Origin of the sequence: Paenochrobactrum glaciei, assembly GCF_039522165.1 — a bacterium.
In the GTDB taxonomy this organism is placed as follows: domain Bacteria; phylum Pseudomonadota; class Alphaproteobacteria; order Rhizobiales; family Rhizobiaceae; genus Paenochrobactrum; species Paenochrobactrum glaciei.
Window position 1 is genome coordinate 623812 of record NZ_BAAADE010000001.1, and the last position, 18479, is coordinate 642290.

Sequence of the window (18479 nt, forward strand, 5' to 3'; positions counted from 1 at the left end):
ATAAAGGTTAACGTAATTCACCATTATGCTTGTCACTACGCTTTCACATCCGCGTAGAATAGCTTATCACTCAAAACTGAGTTAAGCGCATGAGGAGAGCATAATATGCAGGGCTGGGCAGTTATCGGGCTCGCTTTTTTATATTTATTGCTGCTCTTCGCTATTGCCAGCATAGGTGACAAGCGCGCCACCAATAAAAATAACAAGCCACGGCCTTATATTTTTTCACTCAGCCTTGCGGTTTATTGCACGTCATGGACATTTTTCGGCTCTGTCGGCATGGCCGCCACCAGCGGCTGGGAATTTTTAGGGATTTATATCGGCCCTGTGCTGGTTTTTGTCTTAGGTAACCGCTTTTTACGCCATATGGTGCGGCTGGCAAAATCCGAGCATGTCACATCGATTGCCGATTTTCTGGCCGCTCGCTACGGTAAAAGCTTCAGTGTCGCTTCACTTGCCACCCTCATAGCGGCTGTCGGCTCAATTCCTTATATATCACTGCAATTGAAAGCCGTATCCGGCAGTGTCGACATGATCGTCACCAATTACAATCCTGACTTTGACCCGTCCGTGTTTATTTTCGGCGATATTTCACTCGCCGTTGCAGCAGTGCTAGCACTTTTTGCCATTTTATTTGGCACCAGACACACCGATGCAACCGAGCACCAAGATGGTTTGATTTTAGCCGTCGCGGTTGAAAGCCTGATTAAACTGAGTGCCTTTCTGCTTGTCGGCATTGCCTGCACATTCTTTTTGTTTGGTTCGCCTTCAGAGCTTCTTGATACGCTTTATAATTCTCCCGAAGCGCTAAGCGCTTTAGAGCATAAGACCTCAGCCTCGACCTGGATTGTGCATACTATTTTAAGTGCCTGCGCCGTTATTATGCTGCCGCGCCAGTTTCATGTCACCGTCGTGGAAAGCCGCAGCGATAAAGAATTGCACACTGCGCGCTGGATGTTTCCGCTCTATCTGATCTTGATCAATATATTCGTGCTGCCGATTGCCTTGATCGGCGTGATGAAGCTGGGGCCAAACGTCAATGGCGACCTTTACGTGCTGGCCTTGCCACTTTTGGTACATGCCGACACAATGGCAATTGTCGCTTTTATCGGCGGCCTATCAGCAGCAACCGCCATGGTCATCGTCGCCTGCGTCGCGCTTTCCATCATGATTTCCAATCATCTGGTGCTGCCGCTGCTGATTAAATATTTCATGCAGCAAGAGCGCGAACAGAAGCGCGATTTAACGCAAATTATTCTTATCACGCGCCGCCTGACCATTATTATTATTCTGGCGCTGTCATTTGCCTATTATCGCGCCACATCCAACAATGCGCATCTGGCTTCCATCGGCTTTATTTCCTTTGCAGCTATTGCCCAATTTGCACCGGTTATGATCGGCGGTTTATGGTGGCGCAATGCCAATGGACGCGGTGCTCTGCTCGGGCTGACAGCGGGCTTCATTGTCTGGGCTTATACATTATTAATCCCGACCCTTGCCCCTGATAATGCCGCACTCATTATTGACGGGCCTTTCGGTATTAACTGGCTTCGCCCTGCCGCTCTGCTGGGCAGTGACGCGCTTCCCCTCACCCATGGGGTGATCTGGAGTTTGGCAATCAATACATTCTTCTTCATTGCCGGCTCACTGTCGCGCCCAGCTTCACCGGTTGAGCGTATTCAGGCCAGTATTTTTCTGCCACGTCATGTCATGACCATGCCGACATTGCGCCGTTTCCGCACTGAAGTGACAGTGGCAGAACTGCAAAGCACGATTTCCAGCTACTTGGGTGCAGAGCGTGTGGCGCGTGCCTTGATGCATTATGAAGACAAGCATCAGGAATATTTAACGCCCAATAAAACCATCGATATCACCCTGCTGCGTTATGCCGAACAATTGTTAGGCACAGCTGTTGGTTCATCTTCTGCACGTCTGATTTTATCGCTGCTGTTACATCGCAAAGACGGCTCTGCACGCGGCGCACGGCAATTGCTCGACAATGCCTCCGAAGCTCTGCAACAAAACCGCGACCTGTTGCAGATTGCCATCGACCAAATGCCGCAAGGTGTTACCGTTCTTGACAAAGACTTGCGGATCACTTGTTGGAACCGCCAATTTCGTCTGCTTCTCAGCCTGCCTGATGAAGTTATTCAGGTCGGTTTCCCGATTTCCACCATTCTGGAATATATGGACCAGCGCGGCGACATTCCGGTCAGCGAACGTGCAGCCATTATCCGCTCATTCGGCCGTGCCAATCAGGTTTGGCGCTTCCAAATACGCTCCACCGGTAAAACACTGGAAATCCGTTCCAACCCGATGCCGGATGGCGGCTTGGTTGCGTCTTACACCGATGTGACGGCAAGCGTGGAAGCCGAAACCATGCGCCAGCGCGCCAATGAAATCCTTGAGCAACGCGTTGCAGACAGAACAGCAGAACTAACCGCCGTCAATCAGGAACTGGCACAGGCACGCGGCCTTGCCGAGAAAGCCAATTTGGGCAAAACACGGTTTTTAGCCGCTGTCGGGCATGATATTTTGCAGCCGCTCAATGCTGCCCGCCTTTACAGCACTCTGCTCAGCGAGAAACTGGCGCATTCGGAATATACCGAATTTGCAGAGAATATTAATTCGTCGCTTGAATCTGTCGAGGCGATTTTAGGTCTGGTTCTTGATATTTCGCGCCTTGATACCGGCGCGTTAAAGCCGGAGCCGTCTGTCTTCCGTCTTGACGCTTTGATGACACAGGTTGCCAAAGATTTTGCGCCTTTGGCCAAAAATCGCGGACTGGAACTGCGGGTTATTCCAAGCAGCATAACGCTTAAAACCGATCGCAATATGTTGCGTCGCCTGTTGCAAAATCTGATTTCCAATTCAATCAAATATAGCCACACCGGCAAGATCGTTTTCGGTGTGCGCCGCCGCGGCGACCATATGGACTTGCAGGTGCTTGATAGCGGTATCGGCATTGCACCGGACAAGCTGGCCACTGTCTTTCAGGAGTTCACACGTCTTGATGAAGGCGCGCGTGTTGCAGAAGGTTTGGGGCTTGGCCTCTCCATTGTTGATCGTATCGGCCATGTGCTGAGCCTGCCAATCAGCCTGTCCTCTATTGTTGGGCGCGGCACGGCTTTCACCATCACGCTGACACCTTCTGATGAACAGATAGAGCCCGACCAAAAAACAACACAGACACAGGCTGGCGGCATTACATCCCTGCAAAATTTACGGGTTCTGTGTCTTGATAATGATGCGAAAATTCTGGGCGGCATGCAGGCATTGCTTGGTAATTGGGGCTGCCATGTGGAAAGTATCCGCAATCACAGCGATCTGATTTTCTACTGCCACCACTCTAAACAACCGCCGCATGTCATTATTGCCGATTACCATCTGGAAGAAGGGAATGGGCTGGAAATCATTGATTATGCCAGAAAATATTTCGCAAAAAATATGAATTGCCCGTTCATCGCGGCCATTCTCCTGACCGCTGATCGCTCGCCGGAAGTCCGCACTGAGGCTGACGACCGACAGGTGATTATCCTGAACAAGCCTCTCAAACCGGCCGCATTACGCAGCCTTCTATCCAAATTCGCACCGCGATAAGCACAGCGTTTTTTTAAGAACGCAGGCTTTCCGCGCCGATTTTTGACAAAACAATCACCGCTTGTGTGCGGCTGTCAACATTGAGCTTTTGCAAGACCGCCGACACATGCGCCTTAACGGTCGCTTCCGAGACAGACAGTTCATAAGCAATCTGCTTATTCAAAAGCCCTTCACCCAGCATCGTCAGCACGCGCATTTGCTGCGGTGTCAATGTGCGGATACGTTGCAGCAGATCACGCGTTTCAGCATCGGATTCAGCAGTGATCTCCACCCCTGCCGGAAGCCAGATATCGCCGTTCAAAACCGCACGCACCGCATCACCGATCCCGTCCATACTGGTTGATTTCGGGATAAAGCCGGACGCACCCAGTTCAAGCGCTCTGGAAATTGTCGCACTGTCATCCGTGCCGGACACGATAATGATAGGAAGTGCAGGTTGCAGCGCTTTTAATGCAATCAGACCAGACAATCCGGTACCGCCCGGCATGGTCAGATCAAGCAATAATAAATCAAGATCATCCTGATCTTTAACAAGCTGAACAACCGATTCAAAATCTCCCACTTCAGTGATACTCACTTCAGCAGAAACTGCTTCTAATACTTGCCTTAATGCGCCACGAAACAGCGGATGGTCATCGGCAATAATAAATTTTAAGTGCATTGCGCAGTCATTTACTCTTGGGTTTCGACGAAGTTCGCATGCGTCTTTCAAGATTTCACCTGAGTTTGCGATGCGTCATCATCATTCCATGATTAGCTGTTTTGTGACCAGGAATCACGGCCATAAACTTGCTGGCACATATTGAAATCATCGCGTCTGGCATATCAAAGCTTGCAGGCAACGAGTATTGAGCAGCAACAACTGCCACAACATCTTCATCATCACCATGGTGCAAAGCTGATTTCAGACTTTTTTGCCTGATGTAAGAACCCCTTCCCCACTTAACATGAACTTATTAAAGTATTTTTCAGCGGTTTTTTCAAGTCATTCATTACACGCAACATGATCAAGAGCCATATATTGTGATGTCGCTTATGCCTATGCCGCGCTCTGGCCTTATTATTCATTCAGCATAACAATGGTTTTATGAACAAACCATTCGAGATTCTTGAAACAAAAGAAGGCGAACCATGACGCAACATCAGCTTTATCCGGAAATCCAGCCCTTTAGTCAGGAAATGTTGCAGGTCTCGGGCTTACACCGCATCTATCTGGAACAATGCGGCAATCCGGATGGCAAGCCGGTGATTTTATTGCATGGCGGTCCGGGCGGTGGTTCCACGCCCAATATGCGCCGTTTTCATGATCCGGAAAAATACCGCATCATTCTGTTTGACCAGCGCGGTTGCGGGCGCTCCACACCTCATGCAGAGCTGCGCGAAAACACCACATGGGATCTGGTCGAGGATATGGAAAAAATCCGCGAGCATCTCAATGTTGAAAAATGGCAGGTCTTTGGCGGCTCCTGGGGTTCCACCCTGTCGCTGGCTTATGCGCAAACCCATCCTGACCGCGTCAGCGAACTGGTATTGCGCGGCATTTTCATGGCCAGAAAATTTGAAATCGACTGGCTCTATTCCAATGGTGCCAGCATTGTTTTCCCTGATCACTTTGAAGACTATCAGGAACATATCCCTGAAAATGAGCGCCACGACATGGTGGGCGCCTATTATAAGCGCCTGACCGACCGTAATCCGAAAGTGCAAATTGAAGCGGCACGCCGCTGGGCTCGCTGGGAAGCCTCGGTTATTTCACTTCTTCCCGACCCGTCACGGGTGGAAGAATTTGGCGAAGACAGCTACGCCATCGCTTTTGCCCGTATTGAGTGCCATTATTTCCAGAATAAGGCCTTCTTCAAAACGGATGATCATTTATTGCGCCATATTGACCTGATCCGCCATATTCCGGGTGCCATCATCCATGGCCGCTATGATATGTGCACGCCCTTTATCAATGCATGGCAATTGAAAAAAATGTGGCCGGAAGCCGAACTCCATATTGTTGAAGACAGCGGCCATGCCTCCACTGAAAAAGGCATTATCCATCAGCTGATTGCGGCCACCCGCAAATTTGCCTGAAGCCAAGTATAAATCCAATACAGAATAAATAATTGAACATGATACGGGCGCAGTGAATGTGAAAACATTGACTGCGCCCGCTCATATTTGCACAATCATTATTAAACAAAAGCCATGAGCCCCATGCACAGGTGCTATGCTCATTATGGTTTAACTTTGCCTTTTTATATTTTTCGTTCTAAAGCAGTTCGCTACAAACAATCTGACGTGATTAAAAACAGTTCAATTTCAAGGGCAAATGCTTTAGAGAACAAGAATGAGCTCAAAAATCATTTATAAAATTGTCCCACAGCAAATGTGGCAGGAAGCGCAAAAAACCGGCATTTTCACCGGCGCTCCGATTGATATTGAAGATGGTTATATTCACTTTTCAACGGCAGATCAGGTGAAGGCGACAGCCTCCAAGCATTTTGCCGGACAAAATGATTTACTGCTTGTGGCCGTTGATGCGGCCTTGCTTGGGCATGAGCTCAAATATGAAGTTTCGCGCGGCGGCGCATTATTCCCGCACCTTTATGCAAATCTTGATTTGCAACTTGTTCAGTCTGTCGTTGCTTTGCCTTTGGGCGAAGACGGTGTTCATCTTTTTCCGGAGCTGTAATCATGCCTCGTTTATTCGAAAGTTTTGGCCGCCGCGCCCTGTTTGCGCTTGATGCCGAACAAGCGCATGCTTTGTCCATCACAGGTTTGAAAACCGGCCTTGTCAGCGGCAGCTTTCCCGAAGATCCGGCATTGCGCCAGAAAATCGCCGGTGTTTGTTTTCCAAACCCGCTCGGTATGGCCGCAGGTTATGATAAAAATGCTGAAGTGCCGGATAATCTCTTAAAGCTCGGCTTCGGCTTTACAGAAGTTGGCACTCTTACCCCGCGGCCCCAAAGCGGCAATCCGAAACCACGCATTTTCCGCCTTGTCGAAGATGAAGGCGTCATCAACCGTCTGGGCTTCAACAATGAAGGCCATGATGCAGCCTATAAACGCTTGGCTGAGCGCGGCAGCACCGGCATTATCGGTGTTAATATCGGTGCTAACAAAGATGCCGAAGACCGCATTGCTGATTATGTGGCAGGCATTAAACGCTTTCATGCGGTTGCGCGTTATTTCACCGTCAATATTTCATCGCCGAACACACCCGGTTTACGGAATTTACAAAGCCGCGAAAGCTTGCGCGAATTGTTGCAGCGCGTGCTGGAAGCCCGCGACGATGAATGCCAGAAATGCACGCTGAAACGTCCGGTTTTCCTTAAAATCGCGCCTGATTTAAGTGAAACAGAGCTGGATGATATTGCGCAGGAAGCCTTGGATCAAAAACTCGACGGTTTGATTATCTCAAATACAACCCTGTCACGCACTGGTTTGAAATCAAAAGAAAACACCGCTGAAACCGGCGGTCTCTCCGGTGCGCCGGTTTTTGAACGCTCCACTATTGTGCTGGCTAAAATGCGCCAGCGTGTCGGCAAAGAAATGCCGCTCATTGGTGTCGGCGGCGTGGACAACACCACCAAAACTTTGACCAAAATTAAAGCCGGTGCCGATCTGGTGCAGCTTTACACGGGCATGGTTTACAAAGGGCCTGGTCTGCCGGCTGAGATTATTAAAGGCTTGAGCCAAGTGGTAGAAGCCGAAGGCGTTGCCAATATTTCCGCCTTCCGCGACCGTGAAACCGATGAATGGGCAGCGAAAGAAATCCCTGCCTGATGACGTTAGCCTCGGCCGAATTGCGAGCGGTAACGCACCGGCAATAAAGCCAGCAGAGTTAAGCCTCTGATCGACAAAAACAAATTCAATGCCAGCCAAAGCCCGTGATTTCCCATCGCGGGCTTTGCTACATAAAGCACCGCAAAAAAGAAAATCAGCGAGAAAAACATCATATTGCGCATATCACGCGACCATGTCGCGCCGATATAAACCCCGTCCATATGGAAGGCCAGCACCCCTGTCAGGCCGGTTAACACCGCCCATGGCAGATATTGCACAGCCATCAGATAGACATCTTCGGACTTCGACAACAGATGAATGATCTTGTCGCCGAAAAGCAATAAAAGTGACGAGACAATTACTGTCATCACCATGCCCCAGAGGAATGTCAGCTTGGCACCACGCTTAAAAGCAGGCGAATAATGCGCCCCCACAGCACGCCCCGTAATTTGTTCGGCGGCCATTGCCATACCATCCAAAAAGAAGCCGATAACCAGAAAGAAATTCAGCAAAACCGAGTTGGCGGCCAATGTCTGTGTGCCCATTTCTGTGCTGGCTCGGGTGAAAAAAGCAAAGGCGGTGAGCAATAAAAATGAGCGCAAAAGAATGTCGCGATTAATCGACACCATATGCAACAAGGCCTGACTATCGAATATCCGCTTTAAATTCGGCTGCGCCGCCCGCCGGAAACGCCAATAGATAAAACTGACACCCACAATTGCCGTGACCATTTCACCGATTAATGTGCCCCAAGCCACACCGGCAATGCCCCATTGCAGCACCAGACCGAAATAAACAGACAGGCTGATATTAATCCCGTTGAGCAAAACTTGTAAGCCAAGCCCCAACATCCCCTCGCCGCGTCCAAGCAGCAAACCTAAAACTGAATAATTCAACAAAGCAAAGGGTGCCGATAAAATTCGGATCGACACATAGGTCGTCATTGCGGCGATGGTCGCGGGGCTGGCTTGCATAAAATCAATGGTCACTGCTAAAACAAGCGGCAGGCATAAGATCATCAGCGAACCTGCCACAATAGCAATCAGCACCGCACGCCAGAAAATTGCCTGCTCTTCCAGCTGATCCTCACGCCCCATCGCCTGCGCCACCAGCCCTGTCGTGCCGGTGCGCAAAAAGCTGAAAATTGTCAGTAGAAAATCAAAAACCAATGCACCGATCGCCAAACCGCCAATCAGCTCCGCATCACCGAATTGCCCGACAACCCCCATATCGACAAGGCCAAGCAAAGGCGTTGTAATCGCTGCCAAAGTCATTGGCACGGCAATCATCACAATCATACGATGAGTGACCTGAAACGGACGAATAGCGGGCATGCCCGCATTAAGTGACTGGTTCATCAACAATAAAGCTCCCCGTTGGCCAGTCACCCCTCTTGTGACTTGCGCAACAATCCGCTCCTATCGTGATTTTTAACCGCGTGCAATTGCCCTGAACGTCACGCCTGTTGCGCAACACCCAACATCATCGCCCAATAAATATAATGGGGCTTATTTTCCGGGGTTGCCCATGCCAGACCATAGTGGTCAAACACCGGATCAAGCATGTTTTTGCGGTGTCCGGCAGAATTCATCCATGCTTTAAACACAGCATCCGTATCCGATTGGCCGGAGGCAACATTTTCCGCCGCAGGCCCGCGAATACCCGCTTGCTGCAACCGCGCAACAAAACCATTGCCCCAGCCGATACTGTGGCCGATTTTGCCGTGGCTTGCCATTCTCTTGGCCTGATAAAGAGCCGCTTGCTCCAGCTTTGGATCGGTTGCCATCATCGACAAACCATTTTGACGGCGGATCGCATTGAAAAGCTCGGTCGGGTCACTGGCTGCCTGTGCGGATACGGCCTTAAACACATCAGGCGCAGATAAAATCACGGCACCTCCGGCTAAAATCTGTAAAGCAGCACGGCGCGTCACAAGCCCAGTTTTCATAGCAATCACTCTGTCGTCAAATTTTCAAATCTGCTGTTTTCTATGCAAACAATCTGCACTTATTGTGGCAGATTGCAGCTTCAGCGACGATAATTGAGCAAACGCAAAATGATAAAGACCGGAATAACCACGGCAGCGCCGAGCAGGAAATAATCGGCAAAATTGCCCAAAGCGGCAAAGCCCATATTCCACAAACGCACGAAGAAATCACGCACCGCCCATAAAAGATCATAGGGCGACCAATGGAATGCGTTCATCACAAAGCCGACAACAAGTGACACGATCACCAGTTTCACCAGCACACGGGCGGGTGTATCACCGAGAAAACGATTAACTTTATCGGACATGGTTTGATGCTCCTGCGGCTACGTTCTTGGTTCTCAAGTAAACGCTCTTCGCCCCAGTTGCAAGTTATCCGCCCTGCACAAGCTGTTATCAGCGTTATTTAAATCATTTTGCCGCTACCGGCAGATTTATAGAAAATCTCTGCCGCAAAACGCTTAAAATTACAAAACCCATGCCTGTCCGATTTTTATCCACTCTTTATCATCTGAGAGCAGCCAGCAATGATAAAGGGGATAGCCATGCCGAGCGATATTCTGCTGACCACAGATATATTGGTGATCATCACCATCTGCCTTTGTGTGGTTTATCTCACCTGCCGTCATTTCTTCCTGTAAAGGCCGCCAAGACTATGAGCAGTCAGTACTTCAAGCATAATTTACAGCCATAAAGGTTGAAAAAAATCTGATAGCACCTATACCAGATTTATGAGAAAAATCGGTTTACCTCTGATCTTTTTAATGGGCACCTCCGCTTCTGCGGCCTATGCCGCAACCGACAGCGAAGTTGTGGCCGAAATGGCCAGCCAATGCTGGAAACTGCCTGAAGGGATTGATTATCAGACGGCTGTAGCCGTTTTTGAGGTCAAATATGACCGAGACGGCAAGCTCACCGATATTGCGACTGTAGAATATCGCCCTGTACGCAAGGCAGGCCAGCTTTTTGCCATCAGCGCCATGGAAGCCATTCAGGAATGCGCCAATGAAACGCGTGTGCGCTCCCGAACGGTGCGCGTGGTGATGAACTATAGCGCGGCCAAATCCAATGACCCGCTCAATATGAAACGCCGCTGATAGTCAAAACAAAAAAGCCGGAGCACTTCACACCGCTCCGGCTTTATTTTGCGTCCGTTTAACGGAAATGTTTCGACAGTTTCAAACGTTGCGCCTGATAATGCGAGCCACGCTCCGAGCCATAAAGCGCGCTTGGACGATGCAACATTTTTTCATAAATCAAACGGCCGATGATCTGGCCATGTTCCAAAATGAACGGCACTTCATGGCTGCGCACTTCCAAAACCGCACGGCTTCCGGTGCCACCAGCAGCTGTATGGCCAAAGCCCGGATCAAAGAAGCCGGCATAATGGACGCGGAATTCACCAACAAGCGGATCAAACGGGGTCATTTCAGCGGCATAATCCGGCGGCACATGCACAGCTTCGCGTGAAACCAGAATGTAGAACTCATCCGGATCAAGCACCAGCTCACGCGCGCCGCGATCATAGATCGGCTCCCAATAATCATAAAGATCATGGGCATTGCGCTGATCGACATCGACAACCGATGTGTGATGCTTGCCGCGATAACCGATCAAGCCATTTTCATCGCCGGACAGATCAATCGAAAGGGCAATACCGCCACCGGAAATATTAGGCGTTTCGGAAGCAACCAGTGTTTCGCGCTGATGCAACACAGCCAGTTCAGCTTCATCCAATTGCGAACGTCCCTGACGGAAACGGATTTGCGACAATCTGGAACCGGTACGCGCCACAATCGGGAAAGTGCGCGGGCTGACTTCGAGATAAAGCGGGCCTTGATAACCGGCTGGCACTTTATCAAATTCCTGCGCACCATCGACAATCACACGGGTGAAAATATCAAGACGGCCGGTCGAGCTTTTCGGATTGGCAGCGGCTGACAATTCTTGCGGCAGATGCACGCTTTCCAGCAGCGGCACAATATAAACGCAGCCGGTTTCCAAAACGGCACCGGATGTCAGGTCAATCTCATGCAGCTTCAGGCGCTCCAGCTTGTCGATAACCGGCGTATCGCGACCCGGCATGAAGGAAGCGCGCACACGATAAGCTTTGGTGCCAAGACGCAGATCAAGGCTGGCTGGCTGAATTTGATCATCATCCAACGGGCGGGCAGATTTTAACGCACCCGCCTCAAAGAGCGCCGCGATATCTGCATCCGCCAATATTCCGAGCTGCTCATTTGCCATTACCAAAATCCCTGACACCTAGACGAAGAACAATAAATAGTCCCAACTCGATACGACATCTCAAGCATTAGAACAACAGGTCTGCGCCCCTTCAGTTGCTCATATGGTAAATTACGCTTTCTTTTCCTCAGAAAAGGGGATAATAGAAATCCTGACCTTGCTTGTTGACTCAATTCGTCATGCGGGTCTAAATATATTTCTACCGTGGTGATTTGGCCGGCCGGCTTGCAGCCACGTAAAATAAATCGCTAAATAGGGCCGCGGTTGACCTCCTTCCGGGTACTTGTTGCGATTTTTTTACTTGCACCGGCACCAGAGAAGAGAGTTGAATATGCCGATTAAAATTCCTGACACACTTCCAGCTTTTGCGACCCTTGTCAGTGAAGGCGTGCGCGTGATGAGCGAGACCCAAGCGACTCGCCAAGACATTCGCCCTTTGCAGATCGGCCTGCTCAACCTCATGCCAAACAAAATCCGTACCGAAGTGCAAATTGCCCGCCTTATCGGCGCCACCCCTTTGCAAGTGGAGCTGACCCTTGTGCGCATCGGCGGACACCGTGCCAAAAACACCTCTGAAGAACATCTTTTATCCTTCTACAACACATGGGACGAGATCAAGCACCGCAAGTTTGACGGTTTCATTATCACCGGTGCACCGGTGGAAACACTTGATTATCAGGATGTGACCTATTGGGACGAAATGGAGCAGATTTTTGAATGGACAAAAACCAATGTCCACTCAACCTTCAATATTTGCTGGGGCGCGATGGCTGCTGTCTGGCACTTCCACCGTGTGCCAAAATATGAGTTGGCGAAGAAAGCCTTCGGCGTTTACCGTCATCGCAATCTGCAACCGGCTTCCGTTTATCTCAACGGTTTTTCCGATGATTTCCAAATCCCTGTCTCGCGCTGGACAGAAATTCGCGGGGAAGATGTTCGCCAAGTGCCGGAGCTGGAAATCCTGATGGAATCCGATGAAACCGGCGTTTGTTTGCTGCGTGAAGAAGAGGGCAACCGCCTCTATATTTTCAACCATGTTGAATATGATTCAACATCGCTGGCCGAGGAATATTTCCGCGATATCGAAGCTGGCAACCAGATCGACCTGCCGCAAAATTACTTCCCGCAGAATGACCCGAAGCTGACGCCGCAAAACCGCTGGCGCAGCCATGCCCATCTCTTATTCGGCAACTGGATCAACGAAATTTACCAGACCACCACTTATGATCTGGAGATGATCGGCCAGCAAAAGGCCGACGAACCCGCATAAAGTAATCCGCATTTTTATACGCATGTCAGGCTCGCCCTCTCCCATCATAATCAAGACGAGCCTCTTCATTATATAGGTTGAAAAATGACTGATAAACCAAAACGCAATTTTCGCCCCGCTACACAGCTTGTGCATGCAGGCACTGAACGCTCACCTTTTGGCGAAACCTCGGAAGCGCTCTTCCTGACCCAAGGCTTCGTTTATGAAAATGCCGAAGCCGCAGTTGCACGCTTTAATGGTGAAGATCCGGGCTTCATTTATTCCCGTTATGCCAACCCGACCACCAACATGTTTGAAAAGCGCATGTGCGCATTAGAAGGTGCCGAAGAAGCACGTGCCACGGCTTCCGGCATGGCCGCAGTTGCGGCCGCCATTTTGTGTCAGGTGAAGGCCGGTGATCACGTTATTTCGGCACGCGCTGTTTTCGGCTCCTGTAATTACATCGTTGAAACATTGCTACCACGTTATGGCGTGGAAATTTCCATCATCGACGGCTCAAAACTGGAAAATTGGCAGGCAGCAACACGCCCGAACACCAAAGTGATGTTTTTGGAAAGCCCTTCCAACCCGACATTGGAAGTGATCGACATTGCCAAAGTTGCCGAGATCGCCAATTCAGTCGGTGCAAAACTGATCGTCGATAATGTGTTTGCAACCCCGCTTTTCCAAAAACCTTTGCAACTTGGTGCGCATATTGTTGTCTATTCCGCCACCAAACATATTGATGGTCAGGGACGCTGTCTGGGCGGCCTTGTTTTGTCAGATCGTGAATGGATTGAAAACGAGTTTCAGGAATATTTCCGCCATACCGGTCCGGGCCTCAGCCCGTTCAACTCATGGATCATGCTGAAAAGCCTTGAAACCATGCCTGTGCGCATCAAGCAGCAGGCACAATCAGCACGCGCTCTGGCCGATTTCCTAGCTGAGCAAAACGCGGTGAGCAAGGTGATCTATCCGGGACGTCCCGATCACCCGCAGGCCGATATTATTGCGCGCCAGATGAGCGGTGGCTCCACCATGATCGCACTGGAATTGAAGGGCGGCAGAAAGGCTGCTTTTGAATTTGAAAATGCGCTGGAAGTCATCCGTATTTCCAACAATCTGGGTGATGCCAAAAGCCTGATTACCCATCCGGCAACCACCACGCATAAGAACCTCACCGATGAAGCGCGTCTTGAGCAAAATATCAGTGAAGGCTTGCTGCGTCTCTCTGTCGGCCTCGAAGATACCGACGATCTGCTTGAAGATGTCGCTGAGGCATTAAAGGCCATTAAATAAGCTGCTTTCAGCATAAATTTATGCCATGACTATGCAACCGGCGCATTGATGTGAACCATCAGTGTGCCGGTCAATTGTCAAAATCATAAGAGTTGAAGCAATGTACCGTGCCACCACCCATGACATTGAAATAACGGTCGAACCTTTTTATCTGGAAGAGCAGTCTGAGCCGGATGAAGGTCGCTATTTTTGGGGGTATCGTGTAACCATTGCCAATCTCTCCAAGGCCAGTGTGTGCCTGCGCTCCCGCTATTGGAAAATCACCGATGGTACGGGCAAAACAGAAGAAGTGCATGGCCCAGGCGTGGTCGGCGAACAGCCGGTGATTGAACCGGGTGACAGCTACCAATATTCATCCGGCTGCCCGCTGAAAACCGACTCCGGCATGATGGTCGGCAGCTATCAGATGCAAAGTGCCGATGGCACGGCCTTCGAGGTCCATGTACCGGCTTTTTCGCTGGATATGCCAGATAGCCGCCGGACACTCAACTAATCCCAATAAAAAAGCGGGCTTTCAGATGAAAGCCCGCTTTTTTTAATTGATCAATGCAAAGTCTTATTTGGCAAAATCTGCCGGATCGAACACATAATTGGTTGAGCAGAATTCGCAATTGACGACGATCTGACCGTCCTCTGTGCTTTCCAGAATTTCCTCTGCAGAAAAACCGGACAATACGCCTTCGATCTTTTCGCGCGAGCAAGAGCATTTTGCCACCACCGGTGCCGGTTCATAAACACGCACACCACGCTCGTGGAACAAGCGGTAGAGCAAACGCTCAACAGCCACCTGCGGGTCGGTCAGTTCGGAGCTTTCGATTGTGCCAACAAGCGCACGCGCTTCCTGCCATTCATCTTCCGCATCCACTTGGCCTGTAACCTCACCTTCAGGTGCATCGCCACCCGGCAGATCGCGATGTTTGGCATGAATTTCTGACTGCGGCAAAAACTGGATCATCAAACCGCCGGCACGCCATTGCTTTTGCAAGGTGCCGTCGCTGTTACGCTCCATCAACTGCGCCACACTGATGCGCACATCAGTCGGGATCTGTTCCGACTGCATGAAGTAATTGCGGGCAATTTCTTCCAGTGATGAGCCATCAAGTGCCACCAGCCCCTGATAGCGCTGCATATGGGCGCCCTGATCAATGGTCAGTCCCAATGTGCCGCGGCCAAGCAGGTCTTCCGGCTGGGTGTTACCCTCAGCAATCGCTGCATTCAGGCGTTCTTCGTCAAAACGTGCGTAGGCGCGCACGGCATCCGGTGTCTGGAAATCCACCACCAGCATATCGACAGGCCCGTCAGACTGCGTTTGCAGAATGAATTTACCCTGAAATTTAAGCGTTGTGCCAAGCAGAACCGTTAAAATAACGGTTTCTGCCAAAAGACGTGCAACCACTTCCGGATAGTCGTGGCGCGACAGGATCTGGTCGAGGGCGCCCCCCATCTGAATAGCACGGCCGCGGATATCCAGCCCTTCCACCTGAAAAGGCACCACGGCATCATCACCGGCATAGGTCATATCCGGTTCAAATGTTACATTAGCCATATTTCTTTTACTCTCCCTTCAGGCACCAAGCCAAAATGGCCTTTTGTGCGTGAAGTCGATTTTCCGCTTCGTCAAAAACAACAGATTGCGGCCCGTCGATCACTTCATCGGTGACTTCTTCACCGCGATGCGCCGGCAGGCAGTGCATAAACAATGCCTTTGGATCAGCCTTTTCCATCAGATAGGAATTCACCTGATATGGCATAAAGACATTGTTGCCGCGCGCATTGTCTTCCTGCCCCATGGAAACCCATGTGTCGGTGACGATGCAATCTGCGCCTGCTGCTGCTTTGTAAGCGTCGGTTGTAGACATGATCTTCGCACCATTTTGCGAAGCCCAGTCCAGATATTGTTGCTTTGGTTCGCTGCCTTCAGGAGTGGCGATGTTTACGTTAAAGTTAAAACGTGCCGCCCCTTCCACGAGTGAATGAAGGACGTTGTTGCCATCGCCCATCCATGCAAAGGTTTTGCCTTCAATCGGGCCGCGATGTTCTTCATAAGTTAGGATGTCGGCCATGATCTGACAAGGGTGCGTATCATCTGTCAGCGCATTGATGACCGGAACAGTGGCATATTCAGCCAGTTCCAGCATGCGGTCATGCGAGGTGGTGCGGATCATAATCGCATCAACAAAACGCGAAAGAACCTTGGCCGTATCAGCAATCGTCTCGCTGCGGCCAAGCTGCATTTCCGAACCGGTCAGCATCAAGGTTTCGCCGCCTAGCTGACGCATACCCACATCAAAAGACACGCGCGTTCTGGTCGATGGTTTTTCAAAAATCATCGCCAGCACTTTGCCGGACAAGCTCTTATTGATTTCGCCAGCCTTGGTGCGGGCTTTCAACTGCTTCGCATCATCCATGATCATACGCAATTCGGCAGAGCTGATATCTGCCAAATCTGTAAAATGTTTTACGCCGTTTTTGCTGATCATGATTTTATGCCGTCTTTACTGGGTTTGCGACAGATAATCTTTCCACTGCCGTTTCTAAACGCTTCAATGCTTCACGTGCTTCTTCTTCTGTTGTCACCAATGGCGGCAGCAGACGCAGCACATTATCACCGGCAGTTACTGCCAGCATATGTTCATCACGCACGGCCTGCAGCAGCATTGTGTTTGGCACAACGCATTTAAGGCCAATCAAAAGACCGCGACCGCGCACTTCCGAAACGATATTAGGAAAACGGTCGATCAAAGAAGCAAAGCCCTGCTTCAGAATGAGAGCAATTTTCTGCACATGCGGCAGAAATTCGTCATCCAACATCACATCAAGCACCGCATTGCCCACAGCCATCGCCAGCGGATTACCGCCATAGGTGGTGCCATGAGTGCCCGCTGTCATACCCTTGGAGGCTTCAGCCGTTGCAAGACATGCGCCAAGCGGGAAACCGCCGCCAATGCCCTTGGCAATCGCCATAATGTCAGGGGTAATGCCTGCCCATTCATGAGCAAACATACGGCCTGTACGGCCAACACCGCTTTGAACTTCATCCAAAATCAACAAAATGCCGTTGTCGTCGCAAAGCTTACGGATAGCGCGCAGCATTTCATCGGTGAACGGACGCAAGCCGCCCTCGCCCTGCACAGGCTCCAGCAAAATACCGGCAGTTTCATTGGTGATGGCAGCTTTCAATGCTTTTTCATCGCCAAATGGCACCTGATCAAAACCATCAACTTTAGGGCCAAAACCTTCCAGATATTTTTCCTGGCCGGTAGCGGCAATGGTTGCCAATGTACGGCCGTGGAAAGCACCTTCAAAGGTCACAATGCGGTAGCGATCCGGCTGGCCATTGACAAAATGATAACGACGCGCGGTTTTGATCGCGCATTCGATTGCTTCCGCACCGCTATTGGTGAAGAAAACACGGTCAGCAAATGTATTTTCAGTCAGACGCTTGCCAAGCTTTTCCTGACCCGGCACTTCATAAATATTCGATACATGCCATAATTTGTCAGCCTGATCTTTCAGTGCTGACACCAGATGCGGATGGTTATGGCCGAGTGCGTTGACCGCAATACCGGCAGCAAAATCGAGGTAGCGCTCACCCTTATCGGTAATCAGCCAAATGCCCTCTCCTCGCTCAAAACGCAGAGCCGCACGATTATAGGTTTCGTAAAGCGGGTGTACGGTTGCGTCGGTCATCTGAGTAGGGCCTCCATAAGCCTCTAACGGTTTTAACATACGATCCAGTTCCGAAAGGCCATTATGGCAATCCGAGATCATGGTTTAAATCAACGTCTTTCACGCTGATGAAACTAAAAAGCCGCCCTCGGGCGGCATTTGCATAATTGACTTTAAAATCGGATTCGACAAGCTATCAATTACACAAGTTTTCCATAGATTACAGATCCGGTTTTAACCACCGGACATCAGCCACAGAATAAGGTAACGAATATTGGGTGCCGGATATAAAAAGTCAATCAATCTTGCACTAAAAGGTACTGATTTTCGTCGCAATTATAAGGTTTTTTTGCAACATTCTGCTTTAGTTGTAGTTATATTCTTGTCATAGAGATAGCAATTTGCATCTAAATCGCTATATAGACCAGATATTGTCATGGTCAGACCGGCAGCGCCTTCAAGGCGAAGTGGTCTGGCTGTGATGCAACGAACACTTTTAAATGCCTATGCGAAAATAGTACTTGACAACCTATCTGGGGAAAACCCTGAAAAGCAAATCAGCTGAGCGGCGAGAGCCTTGTCATGGTCGAGCTCAGTATTGTAACTTGAAGGTTAAGTAAAACTAGATTTCGTAAGGCGGACCTAGTCACCCGG

General features: G+C 50.1%; 16 protein-coding genes and 1 riboswitch. Of the genes, 8 read left to right on the forward strand and 8 right to left on the reverse strand.

The window, feature by feature from the left end; genetic code table 11:
* The first annotated feature begins 105 nt into the window (after positions 1-105).
* Positions 106-3600 (forward strand): hybrid sensor histidine kinase/response regulator, encoded by a 3495-nt coding sequence (locus ABDZ76_RS03035; protein WP_343801121.1) that lies wholly within the window; start codon positions 106-108, stop codon positions 3598-3600.
* A gap of 13 nt (positions 3601-3613) precedes the next feature.
* Here ABDZ76_RS03035 and ABDZ76_RS03040 read toward each other — a convergent pair whose 3' ends face one another.
* A complete protein-coding gene (locus tag ABDZ76_RS03040; RefSeq protein ID WP_343801124.1) occupies positions 3614-4261 on the reverse strand; it encodes a response regulator in 648 nt (215 codons plus the stop codon).
* A gap of 470 nt (positions 4262-4731) precedes the next feature.
* Here ABDZ76_RS03040 and pip point away from each other — a divergent pair, with 470 nt between their 5' ends.
* The 3 genes from pip to ABDZ76_RS03055 all read left to right on the forward strand — a co-directional run bounded on the left by pip (position 4732) and on the right by ABDZ76_RS03055 (position 7374).
* Positions 4732-5679 (forward strand): prolyl aminopeptidase, encoded by a 948-nt coding sequence (gene pip / locus ABDZ76_RS03045; RefSeq protein ID WP_343801128.1) that lies wholly within the window; start codon positions 4732-4734, stop codon positions 5677-5679.
* Between the two features lie 256 nt (positions 5680-5935).
* Positions 5936-6280 (forward strand): DUF952 domain-containing protein, encoded by a 345-nt coding sequence (locus tag ABDZ76_RS03050; RefSeq protein WP_343801130.1) that lies wholly within the window; start codon positions 5936-5938, stop codon positions 6278-6280.
* Positions 6281-6282: 2 nt separating this feature from the next.
* Positions 6283-7374 (forward strand): quinone-dependent dihydroorotate dehydrogenase, encoded by a 1092-nt coding sequence (locus ABDZ76_RS03055; RefSeq protein WP_343801133.1) that lies wholly within the window; start codon positions 6283-6285, stop codon positions 7372-7374.
* A gap of 5 nt (positions 7375-7379) precedes the next feature.
* Here the strand turns inward: ABDZ76_RS03055 and ABDZ76_RS03060 are convergent, their stop codons facing one another.
* The 3 genes from ABDZ76_RS03060 to ABDZ76_RS03070 form a co-directional block, all read right to left on the reverse strand.
* A complete protein-coding gene (locus ABDZ76_RS03060) occupies positions 7380-8732 on the reverse strand; it encodes an MATE family efflux transporter (RefSeq protein WP_343801136.1) in 1353 nt (450 codons plus the stop codon).
* Between the two features lie 98 nt (positions 8733-8830).
* Positions 8831-9322, reverse strand: coding sequence for a CAP domain-containing protein (locus tag ABDZ76_RS03065; protein WP_343801139.1), 492 nt, complete (start codon positions 9320-9322; stop codon positions 8831-8833).
* A gap of 80 nt (positions 9323-9402) precedes the next feature.
* Positions 9403-9669, reverse strand: coding sequence for a DUF6460 domain-containing protein (locus ABDZ76_RS03070; protein WP_184220989.1), 267 nt, complete (start codon positions 9667-9669; stop codon positions 9403-9405).
* A gap of 456 nt (positions 9670-10125) precedes the next feature.
* Between ABDZ76_RS03070 and ABDZ76_RS03075 the strand changes: the two genes are divergently transcribed.
* Complete coding sequence (locus ABDZ76_RS03075) at positions 10126-10458, forward strand: hypothetical protein (RefSeq protein ID WP_343801144.1); 333 nt, start codon at positions 10126-10128, stop codon at positions 10456-10458.
* A gap of 58 nt (positions 10459-10516) precedes the next feature.
* Here the strand turns inward: ABDZ76_RS03075 and ABDZ76_RS03080 are convergent, their stop codons facing one another.
* Complete coding sequence (locus tag ABDZ76_RS03080) at positions 10517-11608, reverse strand: 2'-deoxycytidine 5'-triphosphate deaminase (protein WP_343801147.1); 1092 nt, start codon at positions 11606-11608, stop codon at positions 10517-10519.
* 194 nt (positions 11609-11802) lie between these two features.
* A riboswitch (SAM riboswitch) is annotated at positions 11803-11882 on the forward strand.
* Positions 11883-11939: 57 nt separating this feature from the next.
* Between ABDZ76_RS03080 and metA the strand changes: the two genes are divergently transcribed.
* From metA to apaG, 3 genes are all read left to right on the forward strand, one after another.
* A complete protein-coding gene (gene metA / locus ABDZ76_RS03085) occupies positions 11940-12878 on the forward strand; it encodes a homoserine O-acetyltransferase MetA (protein WP_343801150.1) in 939 nt (312 codons plus the stop codon).
* A gap of 84 nt (positions 12879-12962) precedes the next feature.
* Positions 12963-14156 (forward strand): O-succinylhomoserine sulfhydrylase, encoded by a 1194-nt coding sequence (locus ABDZ76_RS03090; RefSeq protein ID WP_343801153.1) that lies wholly within the window; start codon positions 12963-12965, stop codon positions 14154-14156.
* Between the two features lie 100 nt (positions 14157-14256).
* Positions 14257-14649 (forward strand): Co2+/Mg2+ efflux protein ApaG, encoded by a 393-nt coding sequence (gene apaG / locus ABDZ76_RS03095; RefSeq protein WP_343801156.1) that lies wholly within the window; start codon positions 14257-14259, stop codon positions 14647-14649.
* Between the two features lie 63 nt (positions 14650-14712).
* Here apaG and ABDZ76_RS03100 read toward each other — a convergent pair whose 3' ends face one another.
* From ABDZ76_RS03100 to ABDZ76_RS03110, 3 genes are read right to left on the reverse strand one after another with little or no spacing between them, the layout of a single operon-like run.
* Positions 14713-15702, reverse strand: coding sequence for an Hsp33 family molecular chaperone (locus ABDZ76_RS03100; protein WP_343801160.1), 990 nt, complete (start codon positions 15700-15702; stop codon positions 14713-14715).
* A gap of 7 nt (positions 15703-15709) precedes the next feature.
* Positions 15710-16636 carry an ornithine carbamoyltransferase gene (gene argF / locus ABDZ76_RS03105; RefSeq protein WP_343801163.1) on the reverse strand — a complete coding sequence of 309 codons (927 nt, stop codon included), beginning with the start codon at positions 16634-16636 and terminating at the stop codon, positions 15710-15712.
* Between the two features lie 4 nt (positions 16637-16640).
* On the reverse strand, positions 16641-17846 hold the full coding sequence (locus ABDZ76_RS03110; protein ID WP_343801166.1) for an aspartate aminotransferase family protein: 1206 nt from the start codon (positions 17844-17846) through the stop codon (positions 16641-16643).
* Positions 17847-18479 lie beyond the last annotated feature (633 nt).

Bases quoted from the DNA above. Each gene is read 5' to 3' on its own strand.
- ABDZ76_RS03035 (WP_343801121.1), top strand. From the start codon at position 106: ATGCAGGGCTGGGCAGTTATCGGGCTCGCTTTTTTATATTTATTGCTG.
- ABDZ76_RS03040 (WP_343801124.1), bottom strand. From the start codon at position 4,261: ATGCACTTAAAATTTATTATTGCCGATGACCATCCGCTGTTTCGTGGC.
- pip (WP_343801128.1), top strand. From the start codon at position 4,732: ATGACGCAACATCAGCTTTATCCGGAAATCCAGCCCTTTAGTCAGGAA.
- ABDZ76_RS03050 (WP_343801130.1), top strand. From the start codon at position 5,936: ATGAGCTCAAAAATCATTTATAAAATTGTCCCACAGCAAATGTGGCAG.
- ABDZ76_RS03055 (WP_343801133.1), top strand. From the start codon at position 6,283: ATGCCTCGTTTATTCGAAAGTTTTGGCCGCCGCGCCCTGTTTGCGCTT.
- ABDZ76_RS03060 (WP_343801136.1), bottom strand. From the start codon at position 8,732: ATGAACCAGTCACTTAATGCGGGCATGCCCGCTATTCGTCCGTTTCAG.
- ABDZ76_RS03065 (WP_343801139.1), bottom strand. From the start codon at position 9,322: ATGAAAACTGGGCTTGTGACGCGCCGTGCTGCTTTACAGATTTTAGCC.
- ABDZ76_RS03070 (WP_184220989.1), bottom strand. From the start codon at position 9,669: ATGTCCGATAAAGTTAATCGTTTTCTCGGTGATACACCCGCCCGTGTG.
- ABDZ76_RS03075 (WP_343801144.1), top strand. From the start codon at position 10,126: ATGGGCACCTCCGCTTCTGCGGCCTATGCCGCAACCGACAGCGAAGTT.
- ABDZ76_RS03080 (WP_343801147.1), bottom strand. From the start codon at position 11,608: ATGGCAAATGAGCAGCTCGGAATATTGGCGGATGCAGATATCGCGGCG.
- metA (WP_343801150.1), top strand. From the start codon at position 11,940: ATGCCGATTAAAATTCCTGACACACTTCCAGCTTTTGCGACCCTTGTC.
- ABDZ76_RS03090 (WP_343801153.1), top strand. From the start codon at position 12,963: ATGACTGATAAACCAAAACGCAATTTTCGCCCCGCTACACAGCTTGTG.
- apaG (WP_343801156.1), top strand. From the start codon at position 14,257: ATGTACCGTGCCACCACCCATGACATTGAAATAACGGTCGAACCTTTT.
- ABDZ76_RS03100 (WP_343801160.1), bottom strand. From the start codon at position 15,702: ATGGCTAATGTAACATTTGAACCGGATATGACCTATGCCGGTGATGAT.
- argF (WP_343801163.1), bottom strand. From the start codon at position 16,636: ATGATCAGCAAAAACGGCGTAAAACATTTTACAGATTTGGCAGATATC.
- ABDZ76_RS03110 (WP_343801166.1), bottom strand. From the start codon at position 17,846: ATGACCGACGCAACCGTACACCCGCTTTACGAAACCTATAATCGTGCG.